Annotated in this window: 12 protein-coding genes; 4 read left to right on the forward strand and 8 right to left on the reverse strand. The window is 70.9% G+C overall.

Features of this window, described 5'->3' with window-relative positions:
* Positions 1–363: 363 nt before the first annotated feature.
* Together G3I56_RS35470 and G3I56_RS35475 are read left to right on the forward strand one after the other, a co-directional pair.
* Positions 364–834, forward strand: a complete 471-nt coding sequence (locus G3I56_RS35470; RefSeq protein WP_164416362.1) for a hypothetical protein — start codon at positions 364–366, stop codon at positions 832–834.
* A gap of 56 nt (positions 835–890) precedes the next feature.
* Complete coding sequence (locus tag G3I56_RS35475; RefSeq protein WP_164416364.1) at positions 891–1748, forward strand: SDR family oxidoreductase; 858 nt, start codon at positions 891–893, stop codon at positions 1746–1748.
* Positions 1749–1775: 27 nt separating this feature from the next.
* On the opposite strand, the gene G3I56_RS35480 is transcribed toward G3I56_RS35475, so the two are convergent.
* From G3I56_RS35480 to G3I56_RS35505, 6 genes are all read right to left on the reverse strand, one after another.
* The gene (locus G3I56_RS35480) at positions 1776–3287 is read right to left on the reverse strand and encodes an SDR family NAD(P)-dependent oxidoreductase (protein WP_164416366.1); all 1512 of its coding nucleotides are present in this window, start codon (positions 3285–3287) and stop codon (positions 1776–1778) included.
* 115 nt (positions 3288–3402) lie between these two features.
* Complete coding sequence (locus G3I56_RS35485) at positions 3403–4749, reverse strand: wax ester/triacylglycerol synthase family O-acyltransferase (protein ID WP_164416368.1); 1347 nt, start codon at positions 4747–4749, stop codon at positions 3403–3405.
* 166 nt (positions 4750–4915) lie between these two features.
* Positions 4916–7387 (reverse strand): GH92 family glycosyl hydrolase, encoded by a 2472-nt coding sequence (locus G3I56_RS35490; RefSeq protein WP_239135299.1) that lies wholly within the window; start codon positions 7385–7387, stop codon positions 4916–4918.
* A gap of 70 nt (positions 7388–7457) precedes the next feature.
* A complete protein-coding gene (gene glgC, locus G3I56_RS35495) occupies positions 7458–8678 on the reverse strand; it encodes a glucose-1-phosphate adenylyltransferase (RefSeq protein WP_164416370.1) in 1221 nt (406 codons plus the stop codon).
* 53 nt (positions 8679–8731) lie between these two features.
* Complete coding sequence (glgA, locus tag G3I56_RS35500) at positions 8732–9901, reverse strand: glycogen synthase (RefSeq protein WP_164416372.1); 1170 nt, start codon at positions 9899–9901, stop codon at positions 8732–8734.
* Positions 9902–9938: 37 nt separating this feature from the next.
* Positions 9939–10682: an IucA/IucC family C-terminal-domain containing protein gene (locus G3I56_RS35505; RefSeq protein WP_164416430.1), complete on the reverse strand. Its 744-nt coding sequence runs from the start codon at positions 10680–10682 to the stop codon at positions 9939–9941.
* A 228-nt stretch (positions 10683–10910) separates the two neighbouring features.
* Between G3I56_RS35505 and G3I56_RS35510 the strand changes: the two genes are divergently transcribed.
* A complete protein-coding gene (locus tag G3I56_RS35510; protein ID WP_203691424.1) occupies positions 10911–12080 on the forward strand; it encodes a DMT family transporter in 1170 nt (389 codons plus the stop codon).
* Here G3I56_RS35510 and G3I56_RS35515 read toward each other — a convergent pair.
* Positions 12070–13248 (reverse strand): transglycosylase family protein, encoded by a 1179-nt coding sequence (locus tag G3I56_RS35515; RefSeq protein ID WP_164416376.1) that lies wholly within the window; start codon positions 13246–13248, stop codon positions 12070–12072. The two genes, G3I56_RS35510 and G3I56_RS35515, sit on opposite strands and share 11 nt — an antisense overlap.
* A gap of 339 nt (positions 13249–13587) precedes the next feature.
* On the opposite strand from G3I56_RS35515, the gene gndA reads away from it, so the two are divergent.
* Positions 13588–15027: an NADP-dependent phosphogluconate dehydrogenase gene (gene gndA, locus G3I56_RS35520; RefSeq protein ID WP_164416378.1), complete on the forward strand. Its 1440-nt coding sequence runs from the start codon at positions 13588–13590 to the stop codon at positions 15025–15027.
* 500 nt (positions 15028–15527) lie between these two features.
* Here gndA and G3I56_RS35525 read toward each other — a convergent pair whose 3' ends face one another.
* Positions 15528–16196 (reverse strand): aspartate/glutamate racemase family protein, encoded by a 669-nt coding sequence (locus G3I56_RS35525; RefSeq protein ID WP_164416380.1) that lies wholly within the window; start codon positions 16194–16196, stop codon positions 15528–15530.
* Positions 16197–16230: the final 34 nt, after the last annotated feature.

Here is a 16230-nt window from a genome sequence, read left to right on the forward strand (position 1 = left end):
GTCTGGGTCAAGAGCAGTAAGGACGCGGTGGCGCCGGTAACGGACCGTGGGTGTGGGTGGAACCCAGTCGTGCTGCCCGTCCGCTCCAGTATTAACCAAATGAGCGGGCGCCCGCTCGATGGGGTGAAAACAAGGAGTAAAGAACTCGAGTCGCCCAGTGTTCATTCAGCCCTAATCTGCGGTTGTTTGTCACGTTGGGAGCGGTTTGCGCATCACCCGTACGGCCCAATCGACGCACCCGCGTACGCCATTGCCGGAACACGTCCGGCAGTTCAGCTCCCGTTGGTCCGCGCGCAAGTCGGCCATGGTGTCCTGACCGACGGCAACGGCTGGTCCCGCGGTAGGACTCGGGAGGACTGACGTATGGAGCTGCGCGGTGTCGAGGAGCTGATGGATCTGCTGCACGCCTGCCGGGGCACCCCCGGGCACGGCGGCGGCCCGGTCGGTCCGGTCGGTCCGGTCGATCTGCACCAGCACGCCCTCCAGACGGCCGCCCTGCTCCGCCGAAGTCGCCCCGCCGACAAGGAACTACAGGTGGCAGGCCTGGTCCACGTCATCGGCAGGCTCCTCGTGCCCGGCACCCCCACCCGGCACGCCCGGGTCGCGGCGGACGCCGTCCGGCACCTGCTCGGCGAACGGGTCGCCCGCCTCGTGCACGACAGCCCGTACGCCACGGACCTGGACCCGCGCGTCGTGGACGCCGACGCGCTTGCCCTGCGTCAGGCGGACGAGGCCGGCCGGGCCCCGGGGTTCGACGCGGGCGTCCTGGAGGACTGGCGCACTCTGCTGGAACTGGTCGCGCAGCAGCACTCCAGGCTGGGCGCCGTCGACTGAACCCCCTTACCCCCCAGGGGCTGTTGGCTGACGGTTCGTCATGAGACGGTACGCGGATGACGTCGCCGTACGGACTGGACGGGCGGGTCGCCCTGGTCACCGGGGGCACGCGCGGGATCGGGCTGGCCGTCGCCGGGGCGCTCGTGCGGGCGGGGGCGAGGGTGTGTGTGACGGCCCGTGACCCGGAGGGCGTGCGGCGAGCCGCCGAGACGCTCGGCGGGGTCGGGCTGGCGGGCAGTGTCGCTGATCCGGCACATCTCTCGGCGTTGACCGAGTTCACACTCGACACGTTCGGACGGCTCGACATCGTGGTGAACAACGCGGCCACCAACCAACCCTACGGTCCGCTCATGGACGCCGACCCGGACGCGTGGCGCGAGGCGTTCACCATGAACGTCGAGGCTCCGCTGCGGCTGACGCAGTGCGCGTGGCGGGCGTGGATGCGCGACCACGGGGGCACCGTGGTCAACATCTGCACGGAGGGCGCCACGCACGTCGGCCCCAACATCGGCGCGTACGGCACCAGCAAGGCCGCACTGCTCCACCTGACACAACAGCTCGCGGGCGAACTGGCCCCAAAAGTAAGGGTCAACTCGGTCTCCCCCGGCCTTGTACGGACGGAGATGGCCCGCTTCGTCTGGGAGCACGGCGAGGACGCCGTCGCCGCCGGTCTCCCTCTCGGCAGGATCGGCGAACCCGAGGACATCGCCCGCGCGGTGCTCTGGCTGGCGTCGGACGCGGCGGAGTGGGTAACGGGGACAGACCTGCTGGTGGACGGCGGAACCCGAGTACGCCCAGCGCAAACGGAGACGGCATACGCGGTTCATGAACACTTGCGGCTGCACGAACCCGCTCAGGGGCGCGGGGAACTGCGCGCCCAGCCCCCCACAACCCGCAGACAACCACCGGCATGACGTCACCTCATGCCCGGCGCACAGCCGCTACCACTTACCGGGCGCGTAATCCTTCATGAAGACCCCGTACAGATCCTCCCCCGCCTCACCCCGCACGATCGGGTCGTATACCCGAGCCGCACCGTCCACGAGGTCGAGCGGCGCATGGAACCCCTCATCGGCCAGCCGCAGCTTGTCGTAGTGCGGGCGCTCGTCCGTGATCCACCCGGTGTCGACCGAGGTCATCAGAATCCCGTCGGACTGGAACATCTCCTGCGCACTGGTCCGCGTCACCATGTTCATCGCGGCCTTCGCGGCGTTCGTGTTCGGATGCCCCGCACCCTTGTATCCGCGCCCGAACACCCCCTCCATCGCCGAGACGTTGACGACATACGCGCGCTTGCTCACCGCGTCGCGCGCCGCCCCGGCCATGGCAGGCCTCAGCTTGCTGATCAGGATGAACGGCGCCGTGTAGTTGCACAGCTGGGTCTCGAGAAGCTCCACCGGGGAGATCTGCTCGATGGTCTGCACCCACGTGTTGGTGTCGACGACGTCGGGGACCAGGCCGCCCGCGTCGATGGCGGTGCCGTCGAGGTGCCGGGCGATGCTGGCGTTGCCCGCGACCAGAGCGAGATCGGCGACCTTCTGGGCGTCGAGGCCGCTGATGCCGACGGGCAGCGCGGCCAGTCCGTCGACCGCGCCGGAGTTGAAGGCGCCGATGACGTGGTGGGCGGGCAGCTCACCGGCCGGCAGCGGAGCGCTCTCCGCCTCGACGAGCGCGGCGTACGCGGAGGGCAGCCGGCGTACCGTCTGCGTCGCGTTGTTGATCAGGATGTCGAGCGGACCCTGCTCGGCGACCCGGTCGGCCAGGGCCACGACCTGCGCGGGGTCGCGCAGGTCGGTGCCGACGACCTCCAGGCGGTGGAGCCAGTCCGCGGAGTCGTCCATGGCCTTGAAGCGGCGGATGGCGTCCTTCGGGAAGCGCGTGGTGATCGTGGTGTGCGCGCCGTCGCGCAGCAGCCGCAGCGCGATGTACATGCCGATCTTGGCCCGGCCGCCCGTGAGGAGCGCGCGCTTGCCGGTGAGGTCGGTGCGGGCGTCGCGGCGGGATCGGTTCTCGGCGGCGCAGTTCGGGCAGAGCTGGTGGTAGAAGTAGTCGACCTCGACGTAGCGGGCCTTGCAGGTGTAGCAGGAGCGCGGGCGCTGGAGTATCCCCGCGATCTTGCCCTCCTCGGTCACCGACGACGGCAGGATGCCCTCGGTCTCGTCGTCGATGCGCTGGGCGGAGCCGGTCGCCGTGGACTCGGTGACCGCCTTGTCGTGGGCGGTCTTGGAGGCCCGGCGTTCCTGCCGGCGGCGCTGCTTGACCGTGCGGTAGACGCCGGCGGTGGCACGGCGCACGGCGATGGCGTCGGGGTGGTCGACGTCGATCTTGTCGAGTTCTTCGAGCACGGCGAGGCAGACGGCCATGCGCTCGGGGTCGATGCCGGGACCGTGGGAGACGTCTGCCACGTCGTCCAGGCCGTCCACGGCCATTGGGCCGTCCTCTGTCACCGTCATCGCGCTGCCGTTCCCTGGGTCGCCTTCGCGGCGCTCAGACCGCGCCCGCTCTCGAACAGGCGATTTTACGGAAGCCCGGGCCAAGTCACCAAACCCGCGACGATCATGACGCGGGTCACAGGGCGCAGGCGGCGACCAGCGTCTCCACCTCCGCGGTCAGCGCGGCGGCGAACCGGTCGAGGTCCGGGACGGCTTCCGCGTCGGCGACGAGCCCGAAGTGGACCTGCCCCCGGTAGGTCGAGATGGCGACCGCCAGCGACTGGCCCTGGGCGAGCGGGGCGAAGGGGTAGACCTCGGTGAGCGGGTTCCCGCCGAGCCTCAGGCCGAGGCTGGGCAGCGGCACGCTGGTGACGAGGATGTCGAACCAGAGCCGGGCGGCCTGCTTGACCAGCGGTCCGCCGAACCGGTGCCCGAGCGGCGGCACATGGTCGGCGAGCAGCGCCACCGCGCCGGCGCCCCGCCCGGGACCCGCGTCCTTGTTGCGGTCCATGGCCGTCCGTACGCGGGCCAGACGCCGGAGCGGGTCCGGGTCGTCGACGGGCAGCCGCATCAGATACCCGGAGAGCCGGTTGCCCTGCGGATGAGCGGTGCGCGGTCGCCGTTTGGAGACGGGGATCAGCGCGCGCGGAGCGACTCCCTCGGTCCCGTCGCCCCGCTCGTCGAGCCAGCGGCGCAGGGCTCCGGCGACGACGGCGATGAGTACGTCGTTCACGGTGCCGCCGACGGTCTTGCGCACACGGTGGACGTCGTCGAGGTCGACGGCGACTCCGGCCGTACGGCGGGTTCCGGTCGGTTCGGCGACGAGCGCGGCCGACGAGCGGTTGCTGAGGTTGTCCAGACCGGAGCGGGCGACCGAGGCGCCGATATCCAGGGCGCGGCCCACGTCGGAGAGGGCGCCGCGCACCAGCCCAGGCAGTTTGCGCACGTCCGGGAAGAGGCCGGCGGTGGGCTGTTCGGGGCGCGGGCGCGGCTTGGGCAGGTCGAGGGGGTCCATGACGCCGGCGGCGAGGGTCAGTGCGCGCAGCCCGTCGGCCAGGGCGTGGTGGAACTTGAAGAGCACGGCGAAGGAGGTGCCGTCCTCGCCGGGCAGCACATGGGCCTCCCACGGCGGCCGGCCGCGTTCGAGCGAGCGTTCCATGAGCCGTCCGGCCTCGGCGTGGAAGTCCGAGGTCGGGGCGTGCAGCCGGACGTGGTCGAGCGGGTCGAAGTCCGGTGCTGTCTCGCGGGTGGCGCCCCCGAAGGCCAGCGGGAGCAGGGGCTGCCAGACGTCCCGGATACGCATGCGCAGTCCGGGTACGCCGGCGGCGCGGGCGGCGAGCAGGTCGGCCGCGTGGGCTCCGGCGGTGGGCGAGTGGGCCGAGAAGACACCGAGGGCGCCCAAGTGCATGGGGTGCAGATCGGAGTCGATGTGCCAGAACGCCAGGTCGAGGGGGGCGAGCAGGTCCGAGGTCTCAGAGGTCAAGGGATCGCTCTCGCGTCGACGACGGGTGAACCAGCAGTCAATCGCCTACGAGCGATTACGGTCAAGCACGATCAAGCTACGCTCAGTTAACAACGGATTAAGTCCCACCGCTTCGGGAGCGGTGGGACTTAAGTGATTTATGAGCCTACGTCAGGGTGAGAGGGGGCTATTTCAGAGCGAGCGGCGCCGCATCCGCACCGGTTCCCCACCCGGACGGCTCCGGGCCGACCGTGAAGTCGAGCGAGCGGGCACCCCGCAACGTCCCGCTCGTCACGTACGTACGGCTGTACGACGCCCCGTCGACGGCCACGGACTGGACGTACCGTCGGCTGTCCGACGTACCCGGTGCCGTGACCGTGAGGGCGCCGAGCGGGTAGTAGCGGGGGTCGAGGGTGAGGTCGACCCGGTCGAAGACCGGGGTGGAGAGGCCCCAGGTGTCGTAGCCGGGCTGCACCGGGAAGATCCCGATCGCGGACAGGACGTGCCAGGCGGACATGGTGCCCATGTCGTCGTTGCCGGTCATCCCGGTCGGGCCGTCCGTGTAGAGGGTCAGCGCGGCGTGCACGACCTCGGTCGTCTTCCAGGGCTGCCCGGTGGAGAGGTAGGTGTACGGGGCGGTGAGGTCGACTTCGTTCTGCGGGTTGTACTTGTCCGCGTTGTAGTAGGCGTACGGGCCGTTCACCCACACCTCGCGGGCTGTCCCGGCCGGGTCCGCCTTCATCCGGTCGTAGGCGAAGAAGGCGTCGAGCCGCTCGTTGGCCGCCTGCCTGCCGCCGAGCAGGTCCACCAGGCCCGGCAGGTCCTGCGGGACCAGCCACTGGTACTGCCAGGCCGTGCCCTCGTGGAACCCCTCGCCCTTGGCCGGATCGGGGTCACCAGCGAAGGCACCCGAGCCGTCCCGGGGCCGGAAGAAGCCGGTCGAGGGGTCGTACACCTCGCGGTAGCTCTGCGACCTGGCCGCGTAGCGGTCGGCGTCGGCCTCGTGGCCCAGCTCGCGTGCCATCTGCGCCAGCATCGCGTCGGACAGGGCGTACTCGAGAGTGACGGACGCGCCCCAGTGGTAGTCCGAATCGCCCAGCTTGGTGCGCGGGCGGCCCTTGAGATAGGGCGCGAAGCCGTTCTCGATGTACTCCCGGTTCGCCTCACGCCCCAGCATGGGCAGCGCCGCGGGCGGCACACCGTCGGCGTTCTTCTTCAGGGCACGGTAGGCCCGCTCCTCGTGGCCGTGCAGCAGCCCCTGCTGGTAGGCGTGGGTGAGGAACGGGGTGACCGGGTCGCCGGTCATGATGTTGGTCTCGACCGTGCCGTACCCCCATCTGGGCAGCCAGCCGCCCTCCTCGTCGATCTTCAGCACCGACAGCGCCATGTCCCGGGCCTCACGGGGCGCGAGCAGCGACAGGAGCTGCGCCTGGGTGCGGTAGGTGTCCCACAGGGACCAGTTCTGGTAGTACGTGAAGTCCCGCGCGCGGTGGATCTTCAGGTCCCAGCCGGTGTAGCGGCCGTCGGCGTCACTGCCGATGTTCGGCGCGAGGAAGCTGCGGTAGAGGGACGAGTAGAAGGTCCGGCGCAGCGTGTCCGAGCCGCCGGTCACACCGACGTCGTCGAGGCGCGCCTCCCAGGCTTCCCCGGCCTCCTCCCGCACTTCGTCGAACATCCGTCCGCCCTCGGCGCGCAGGTTGCCGGCCGCACCGTCCGCGTCGACATACGACAGGGCGGTGGTCGCCTCGACGGTGCGGTCCCCGTCCGTCGTGTCGAAGCGGACGTAGGCGCCGTCGCCCCCGGTCCGGGAGCCGCCGGTGACCGTGGCGCCGTCCCAGGTGCCGTACGCGGTGAAGGGCCGGTCGAAGCGGGTGACCGTGTGGACGGTGTACGGCTTGGTCCCCCGGCAGAAGCCGGAGCCGGTGATCGTCGTGCGCACGGTCCGGTCGTCGAGGATCTCGACCCGGTTCGCCACCTTCGTGTGCAGCGACTGGCCCGCGTTGAGCAGCACGTTGGCCTTCGTGGTCGCCGGGAAGGTGTAGCGCTGGACGCCGGTGCGGGCGGTCGCCGTCAGCTCGGCGTCGATGCCCGACTTCAGGCCCACCTTGTAGTAGCCGGGGTTCGCGCTCTCGGTGTCGTGGCTGAACTCGGCGGCGTAGGACGCGTAGTCGGTGCTCGTGATGTCGCCGGTCGTGGGCAGGACCGGGAGGTCGCCGCCAATGCGGCAGCCGACGCCGGAGAGGTGGACGAGGGAGAAGCCCCGGATGCGGGTCTGGGAGTAGCGGTAGCCGGTCTTGTGCCCGGTGTCGGGCGAGAGCTGCACCATGCCGAAGGGCACGGTCGCGCCGGGGAAGGTGTTGCCCTCGTTCTCCGTGCCGATGAACGGGTTGACGAGGCCGGTGAGCCGCTCTACACGTGCATGGGCGGCCGGTGCGGCGAGCCCGCCGGTGAACAGGGCGGCGGCCGTCACCGCTCCCGCGGTGCGCAGCGTCCATCTCACAGGGAAGACCTCCGTCGGCTCGGGCAGATGTCGGGGCGGCCCCCGGGAGGCGCCCGGGTCCGTGTCCCGGATCCGTTCCTCGCCGGGCGTCCCGATCCGCGCCGCGCCCGGCACGATCACCTCGCGGCCGTACGGCAACAGCCCGTTCGGCTCACACATCGGGCCCTGGACACGCCGACGGCCCCGGTGAGCACGGGCTCACCGGGGCCGTCAGTGTGGGTGTACCTGCCTACGACACGCGCTGGCCCTTCCCGAGGCCGATCACGCCCCCCTTGGAAACGGTGTACAGGTCGGCGTCCCGCTCCGGGTTGACGCCGATGGTCGCGCCCGGCGGGACCTCGACGTTCTTGTCCAGGACGGCCCCGCGCACGATCGCGCCCCGGCCGATGCGCACGTTGTCGTGCAGGATCGACCCCTGCACGACGGCACCGGGATCGACCCGGACGCCGGGCGAGAGCACCGAGCGCGTCACCTGGCCCCGGATCAGGCACCCGGCGCTGATGATCGACTCGCTGGCGATGCCGCCGGCGTTGAAGCGGGCTGGCGACAACTGTCCGGAGTGGGTGTAGACGGGCCAGTTGCGGTTGTAGAGGTTGAAGGCGGGCCGCTCGGCGATCAGGTCCATATGAGCGTCGTAGTACGCGTCGAGCGTCCCGACGTCCCGCCAGTAACCCTGGTCGCGGGTTGTCTCGCCGGGCACGTGGTTCTGGCTGAAGTCGTACACCTGGGCCTCGCCCCGGTCAGTGAGCGCCGGCAGGATCGAGCCGCCCATGTCGTGCACGGAGTCGCCGTCCTCGGCGTCCCGCTGAAGAGCCTCGATGAGGGCCTTGGTGGTGAAGATGTAGTTGCCCATCGAGGCGAAGACGCACCCGGGGTCGCCGGGCAGGCCGGGCGGGTCGGCGGGCTTCTCCAGGAAGCCCTGCACGGTCTGGCCGTCCGAGCCGGGACTGATCACCCCGAATGACGACGACTCGGCGCGCGGCACCTTGATGCCCGCGACCGTGACCCCGGCACCGCTCTCGATGTGCTGGTTGAGCATCTGGCGCGGATCCATGCGGTAGACGTGGTCGGCACCGAACACCGCGACGTAGTCGGGCTGCTCGTCGTGCACGAGGTTGAGCGACTGGAGGATGGCGTCGGCACTGCCCAGATACCAGCGCGGACCGAGGCGCTGCTGGGCGGGGACCGGAGTGACGTAGTTGCCGAGCAGGCTGGACATCCGCCAGGTGGTCGTGATGTGCCGGTCCAGCGAATGCGACTTGTACTGCGTGAGCACGCAGATGCGCATGATGTCGGCGTTGACGAGGTTGGACAGGACGAAGTCGACCAGGCGATACGTTCCGCCGAAGGTCACCGCTGGTTTCGCGCGGTCCGCGGTCAAGGGCATCAGGCGTTTGCCCTCTCCGCCCGCCAGCACGATCCCGAGCACAGAAGGCCCACCACGACGCATCGCCGCTCCCCTCACCGTGGTTGTGCACGTTGCTTTCCCGTACGCCGGTCGGGCTAAGCCTGTTGACCTTGTTTGAGGGTCTCCTCATAAAGCCTCACCGTCCGTCTGGCCACGGCGTCCCAGCCGAACTCCTCCACCGCACGCTCCCGTCCGGCGTCTCCCATGCGGCGCGCGGCCTCCGGATCACCGATGACGGAGTCCAGGGCCCGCGCGAGGTCCGCCTCGAAGACACCCGGGTCCTCGTCCAGGGACACCAATACCCCGGTTCTCCCGTCATCCACCACCTCGGGAATGCCTCCGACCCGAGAGGCCACGACGGGAGTTCCGCAGGCCATGGCCTCCAGGTTGACGATACCCAAGGGTTCGTACACCGAAGGACAGACGAACACGGCGGCGTGTGTGAGGAGCTGGATGACGTCCGGGCGCGGCAGCATCTGCGGGATCCAGAAGACGCCCTCGCGTACGGCGCTCAGCTCCTGGAAGAGTTCGCGGAACTCCCGGTCGATCTCCGGAGTGTCCGGGGCGCCCGCGCACAGCACCACCTGGGCCGCCGGGTCGATGTCCCGTACCGCGCGCAACAGGTGGGGCACACCCTTCTGGCGGGTGATCCGGCCGACGAACAGGACGTACGGACGGTTCGGGTCGACACCGATCCGGGTGAGGGCGTCCGTGCCGTGGTCGGGGCGGTAGAGGCTGGTGTCGATGCCGTTGTGGACGACATGGACGGTGGCCGGGTCGAGGGCCGGGTAGCAGGCGAGGATGTCCTCGCGCATGGCCCCGGACACGGCGATCACGGCGTCGGCGGCCTCGACGGCGGTGCGCTCGGCCCAGCTCGACAGGGCGTATCCGCCGCCGAGCTGCTCGGCCTTCCAGGGGCGCAGGGGCTCGAGGGAGTGCGCGGTCATCACGTGCGGGATGCCGTACAGCAGCTTGGCGAAGTGGCCGGCGAGGTTGGCGTACCAGGTGTGGGAGTGGACGAGTTCGCGGCCTTCGAGGGCGGCGGCGATGGAGAGGTCTGTGGAGAAGGTGCGCAGCGCGTCGTTGCTCCCGTCCAGCGCCGGCCAGGACCGGTGCCGGACGACGCCGACTCCGCGGCCCTCGCCCCAGCAATGCACCTCCAGGTCGGTGAGGGCGCCCAGCTCCCGGGCGAGGAACTCGACATGGACACCCGCGCCGCCGTACACATCCGGCGGATACTCCCGGGTCAGCAGGCCCACACGCACCCAAAACTCCCTGTCTCGGCGATTGGTTCCCACATGGTCACCCAGATGCGGCGTTCGGGGAAGACCATGGAGCCCTGGTGAAGCAACAGTCGCCGCAGATCCCGCCGCCGGGCACCCGGTAGTACAGGCAGCAGCTGCGCCGCCGGAAGGCGCTGCCGGTGAGGGTGCCGGTCGGGGCCAGGCTGGGGTGGGTGAACAGTTCGGCGGCGAGGACGTGGGCACGCACACCTGCGTCCGTGCCCGCCCCGCCTGCTCCGCGCGCCCAGCGGTCGAGCTCGCGGGCCGCGCCGGCCAGCGCCGAGCCCGCGTTGCCCCACAGCAGGCCCTCGGCGACGCCGTAGCGGGCGTGCAGGGCGGCCGTGAGGGGCTCCAGATGCCCTCGTACGACGAGGTCCGCGATCGTCGCCGGGTCGGCCGGCCGGGGACGCACCTCGGCCAGCGAGAGGTCGTCCGGGGCGCTCTCGGCGGGGTCCCAGTGGAGCAGGCGGGGATCGAGGTCGGGGACGCCGCCGTACAGGACGGCGCAGCCGAGGGCGATGGACCACAGGCGGGCCGCGAGGGCCTGCTGGGCGATCGACGCGGAAACCCGCAGCTCAGAGGTATAGATACGGTCCGCCACCGTTTGGACACGAAAAGTTATGGAATCCACGTAAACCTCCTCGCCGCGATGGGCGTACGCCTGCGCGAGTGTCGGCGGTGGATCGGCGGGGGCTCCGGCCGTGCGTAGTACGAAGAAGCCGCCGAGCGGTCGAAGCGCCGCGAGATCGGGGTCGAGGTCCACGAGAGGCAGTAGTACCACTTCGGGCAGTGACCCGAGAGCAGCAGCTCCGTCCCCGCGTCACCCACCCTGGGGAGGACGTCGGGCCCGGCGTACTCCATCGGCAGTAGGACCCAATGGATGCTCTGGTACGACGCGGCGGCGCCCGCGAGGGGGGATCGTAGTCACCATGGAAGCCGATCGTTCGCCGCGCCGGGCCCCGCGCCCACGCTGCACGCAGAGGAGTTGCTCATGAGCGCCCTCGCGTTGTCCATCCTGCTGTCGCTCGTCTCCGCTGTCGCCTACGCGGGCGGGGCGATCGTGCAGGAGCGGGTCGCGGACTCCGGACACGGCCCGTCCTACGCGCCGATGCGCAGGCCGGTCTGGTGGGCCGCCGTGGCACTGAACGGCTTCGGCGGAGTGCTCCACGTGGTGGCGCTGGCGTTCGGGCCGCTGAGCGTCGTCCAGCCGATGGGCGCCCTGACCATCGTGTTCGCGCTGCCGATGGCGGCCCTGTTCGTGCGCCGCAAGGCCGGGGCGGCGGCCTGGCGGGGCGCGATCATGGCGACGCTCGGACTCGCGGGTCTGCTGTCCCTGGTCGGCACGTCCGAGGCTCAGTCCCTGGGTACCACCGAGCGGGTACTGCTGGCCGTGGTCACCGGCTCCGCGGTGGTGGCGCTGATGGTGGCGGGGCGCGCGGCGCACCGGCACCCGGCGGTGCGCAGCACCCTGCTCGCGATCGCGTCCGGTATCGCCTTCGGGATGTCGTCGGTGTTCACGAAGGTGGTCGCCGTGGACTGGTCCGGCGGCCTCACTGCCGCGGATGTGCCCTCACTGGCGTTGATCGCGATCCTCGGTGTCTCCGGTCTGCTGCTCTCGCAGGCGGCCTACCGGGGCGGCGGCCTCACGGCGCCGCTCGCGACGCTGACGGTCGTGAACCCGGTGGTGGCGGCGGCGGTCGGCATCACGATGTTCGGCGAGACGTTCCGGTACGGCACCACGGGCACCATCCTCGCGCTGAGCTGCGGCGTGGTCGCGGCGGGCGGCCTGATCCTCCTCACCACGGAGCGGCTGCAGCACGCCACACACACCGAAGCGTCACCCTCCGCCTTTCCTTCCCCTGCTTCATCTGCTTCACCTGTTCCCGTCGCTGCGACAATCTCGGTACCGGAACAGGCCGGATCCGGGAACGAGGAGCACGAGGAGACGCCGCCGGTGAGCGAGAAGCCCGTCGCCCAGCCGACGCCGGTCACCGCGGCGGCACCCGCACCGGTGACCGCGCGGGACCTGCTGGACGACGTGCTCAATGACGCGCTCGACGAGGAGCCCATTCCCTACGCGGCCTTCTACGGCATCCCCTACGTGGCGATCCCGATCCCGATGTCCGCCCGCGACCGGCACCGTATGCGGGTCAAATCCTGACGCCGCCGGCCCTGAGATAGGCCAGCGGGTCGATGTCGCTGCCGAAGCCGGGTCCCGTCCGCACCTCGAAGTGCAGATGCGGGCCCGTGCTGTTGCCCGTGGAGCCCGAGCGCCCGATGCGCTGCCCGACGGACACAGACTGCCCCGCCCGCACGGAGATCGCGGACAGATGGGCGTACTGCGAGTAGCGCCCGTCGGCGTGCCGGATCACCACCTGGTAACCGAAGGAGCCGCCCCAGCCCGCGTCGACGACCTCGCCCACGCCGATCGCCTTCACGGAGGTACCGGTGGGCACCGGGAAGTCGACGCCCGTGTGGTAGCCCTTCGACCAGGAGGAACCCGCCTTGTGGTAGGGCGTCCCGGTCGTGGCGCTCACAGGCGCGGTGCGCGTGGTCGTCGTGGTCCGGGGGGCCTTGGTGGCCGCCTTCTCGGGCGCGCGCGAGGGGGCTTTCTCCGTCCGGGACTTGCGGGCGGGTTCGGCGGTGGCGGGGGCGTGCGGTGCGGCCTTCGTACGGAGGTTCAGCCGCTGGCCGGGGACGATCAGGTCCGGATCCGTGCCGATCGTCGTGCGGTTGCCCGCGTAGAGGCGCTGCCAGCCGCCCCGGACGTCACGGTCGTCGGCGATGCCTGAAAGGGTGTCGCCGTGCACGACGGTGTACATCTGGGCGGTACCCGCCTGGGACTGGGGCGTGGTCTGCGGCTTCACGTCACGGACGGTCCGCTGGGACTTCCGTTCCGGGTTGCTCGCCTTGCCCGAGTTGCCGGAGGGATTGATGTCGGGGGTGTCGCCACCCCGGGTGAGGCCGGCGCGGACCGAGCAGGTGGGCCAGGCGCCGGGGCCCTGTGCCTTGAGCACCTTCTCGGCCACGGCTATCTGCTGGTCCTTGGTGGCCAGATCCGCACGCCCCGCGTAGACGGTGCCGCCGTACGCCTCCCAGGTGGACTGGCTGAACTGGAGCCCGCCGTAGTACCCGTTGCCGGTGTTGATGTTCCAGTCGTTCGTGGACTCGCAGGCGGCGACCTTGTTCCAGGTCGCCATGTCCGCCGCGTCCGCCACTCCGGCGCCGACCAGCGGGAGCGCGATACCGGCGCTGCCCGCGGTGACGGTGAGAGAGGCCCGGTTGATCCGGTTCGGCTGGTACCGGCGATGCTTGCCGCGTACGGCCATGGCAGAGCCCCCTCATCCGTTGCCAGGAACCGCAAAAGTAAACGCTGCGAACTGGCCACGACAAGACCACAAACCAGCCTCTGTGCGGCCGAAGTTCGCCTGGGGCGAAACCGGGGGGAGACCGAAGTGGCCAGGAATACAGGTCGATTGCGTTAATGCTGAGGCAGGTGGGGGTCCTGGTCCGTATCTGCGTACGCAGGAACGGCAGCCCGGATGTGCGGTCGGCGTACCGGCACGTCAGGATGGCCCGAAAGGCAATACTGGCGAGCAGGAACAGCACCACCGATTCCAGGACCTACCGGCACCACCGTTTTCCAGGACCCACTAGGAGCCATCCGCATGAGCAACTCAGCCCAGATCGGCGTCACGGGACTCGCGGTGATGGGCCGCAACCTCGCCCGCAACTTCGCGCGCAACGGCTACACGGTCGCGCTGCACAACCGGACGGCGGCGCGCACGCATGCTCTGGTCGAGGAGTTCGGTACCGAGGGCGACTTCGTCGCGGCCGACACCGCCAAGGAGTTCGTGGCCGCGCTGGAACGGCCGCGCCGCCTGGTCGTCATGGTGAAGGCCGGTGAGCCGACCGACGCGGTGATCCAGGAGTTCGCCCCGCTCCTGGAGCCCGGCGACATGATCATCGACGGCGGCAACGCGCACTTCGCGGACACCCGGCGCCGGGAGCGCGACCTCCGCGCGCAGGGCATCCACTTCGTCGGCATGGGCGTCTCGGGCGGCGAGGAGGGCGCGCTGCTCGGCCCGAGCATCATGCCCGGCGGCCCGGCCGAGTCGTACGACTCGCTCGGTCCGATGCTGGAGAAGATCTCCGCGAAGGCCGAGGACGGCACCCCCTGTGTGTCGCATGTGGGGCCGGACGGCGCCGGGCACTTCGTGAAGATGGTCCACAACGGCATCGAGTACGCCGACATGCAGCTGATCGGTGAGGCGTACCAGCTGCTGCGCGATGTCGCCGGGTACTCCCCCGCGCAGATCGCCGACATCTTCCGCACCTGGAACACGGGCCGTCTCGACTCCTACCTGATCGAGATCACCGCCGAGGTGCTGTCGCACGTGGACGCGGCGACGGGCAAGCCGTTCGTGGACGTGGTGGTGGACCAGGCCGAGCAGAAGGGCACCGGCCGCTGGACCGTGCAGATCGCCCTGGACCTGGGCGTTCCGGTGTCGGGCATCGCCGAGGCCGTCTTCGCCCGCTCTCTCTCCGGCCACGCGGCGCTGCGTGAGGCGTCGCGCGGGCTGGCCGGCCCGAAGGCGACCCCGCTGAGCGAGTCGGATGCGGCGGCCTTCGCCGACCGCGTCGAGCAGGCGCTGTACGCGTCGAAGATCGTGTCGTACACGCAGGGCTTCCACGAGATCGCGGCGGGCGGCGCGGAGTACGGCTGGGACATCGACCTCGGTGCCGTATCCGCCCTCTGGCGCGGCGGCTGCATCATCCGGGCGGCCTTCCTGGACCGTATCCGCGCCGCTTACGACGCGCGGGCGGACCTGCCCAGCCTGCTGTCCGACGACACGTTCGCGCAGGAGATCGCTGCGGCGCAGGACGACTGGCGCGAGGTGCTGGTCGCCGCGACCCGCCAGGGTGTCCCGACGCCGGGCTTCGGCGCGGCCCTCGCGTACTACGACGCGCTGCGCGCGGAGCGGCTGCCTGCGGCGCTCACCCAGGGGCAGCGGGACTTCTTCGGTGCGCACACCTACCGGCGCACGGACCGTGAGGGCTCGTTCCACACCCTGTGGGGCGGCGACCGGTCCGAGATCGCCGGCTGAGGGTCGCTCCGCGGGATCGGCGGTTCTTTGGATCGGCGGTTCTTTGGCCGCGGGGGCGTGGGGGCTGGTCGCGCCCACGCGGCGGAGCCGCATATTGACACAGCCCCGCGCTCCTCAGGGCGCGGTTCCGCACCCGGTGTGACGGTGGGCGGTCGGGGTTTTCCGACCGCCCACCTGGTTTTTTCCGGTCTGTCTCGGTTCAGTACAGCGGTGGGCCCGGTTCGGGGCTGGGCACCGGCTCGGGGCCCGGGGGCTGTGGGATGGGCGACGGGTCCGGGCCCGGTGGTGTCGGAGTCGGCCCGGGGACGGGCGGTTCCGGGTCGGGGCCCGGCGGGGGACCCGGAGTCGGGTCCGGGAAGGGGCCGGGGGTGGGGGTGGGGCCCGGCGGTACTGGGTAGGGATGCGGATCCGGTTGCGTCACTGTGCCCTCCAGCCTGTGGGTTCGTCGGCTCTGGACTTCTCCCCCGCGTACCCGGCACACGCGCCCCCACTCACTCCGATCACTCAGACGCGCTACGCCGGCGGGACCACTCCCGTGCCGCCGCCGCACCCGCCGCCAGTCCCGGCCGGGGGCTGGACAGCACCGGCACCGTGGTCGTCGTCAGCACCTGCGCCGGGGTCATGGAGGCCTGGGCGAGGATGATCGCGTCGGCGCTGTCACCGGGGACCGAGTCCACCGCGTCGGCCACCGAACGGACGTAGCCCTCCGTGTCGCCCGCCTGGAAGAGGGCCCAGGCGCCGTCCACGAACAGCTTCCGCACGTCGGCGGGGAGGCCGGCGCGGCGCGCCTCCTCCTCGACGAGGGCCACCGTGGGCCCGAACGTGCTCTCCGAGGTCGCGACGACGACCACCCTCGGGCCGATGGCCACCGCCGCGGCGGCCATCGGCCGGTCGACCCGCAGCACGGGCACCCCGACCTCCCCGGCGGCAGCCTCCGCGACACCTCCGATGGATGAGCAGGTGCAGAGCACGGCGACAGCGCCGCCGGCGACTGCCCGCTCCAGGGCGGCCCGGACGTCACCGGCCACGGCGTCGGACCCCTCCGCCCGGGCCCTGGCCAGCAGGTCCTCGTTGACGACGTGGGCGAGTTCCAGGCCCTGGTGGTCCTCGTCGCGCAGGGCGTCGAACACCGGGACATGCAGGGGCGAGGTGTGCAGAAGGGCGAGCACGGTGCGCGGAGTCCCCTTGTCGTTCCCGTTCTCG

The sequence above is a fragment of the Streptomyces sp. SID12488 genome (assembly GCF_010548275.1).
Classification (GTDB): Bacteria; Actinomycetota; Actinomycetes; order Streptomycetales; family Streptomycetaceae; genus Streptomyces.

Bases quoted from the DNA above. Each gene is read 5' to 3' on its own strand.
- G3I56_RS35510 (WP_203691424.1), top strand. From the start codon at position 10,911: ATGAGCGCCCTCGCGTTGTCCATCCTGCTGTCGCTCGTCTCCGCTGTC.
- gndA (WP_164416378.1), top strand. From the start codon at position 13,588: ATGAGCAACTCAGCCCAGATCGGCGTCACGGGACTCGCGGTGATGGGC.
- G3I56_RS35490 (WP_239135299.1), bottom strand. From the start codon at position 7,387: ATGTGTGAGCCGAACGGGCTGTTGCCGTACGGCCGCGAGGTGATCGTG.
- G3I56_RS35470 (WP_164416362.1), top strand. From the start codon at position 364: ATGGAGCTGCGCGGTGTCGAGGAGCTGATGGATCTGCTGCACGCCTGC.
- glgC (WP_164416370.1), bottom strand. From the start codon at position 8,678: ATGCGTCGTGGTGGGCCTTCTGTGCTCGGGATCGTGCTGGCGGGCGGA.
- G3I56_RS35475 (WP_164416364.1), top strand. From the start codon at position 891: ATGACGTCGCCGTACGGACTGGACGGGCGGGTCGCCCTGGTCACCGGG.
- G3I56_RS35480 (WP_164416366.1), bottom strand. From the start codon at position 3,287: ATGACGGTGACAGAGGACGGCCCAATGGCCGTGGACGGCCTGGACGAC.
- G3I56_RS35515 (WP_164416376.1), bottom strand. From the start codon at position 13,248: ATGGCCGTACGCGGCAAGCATCGCCGGTACCAGCCGAACCGGATCAAC.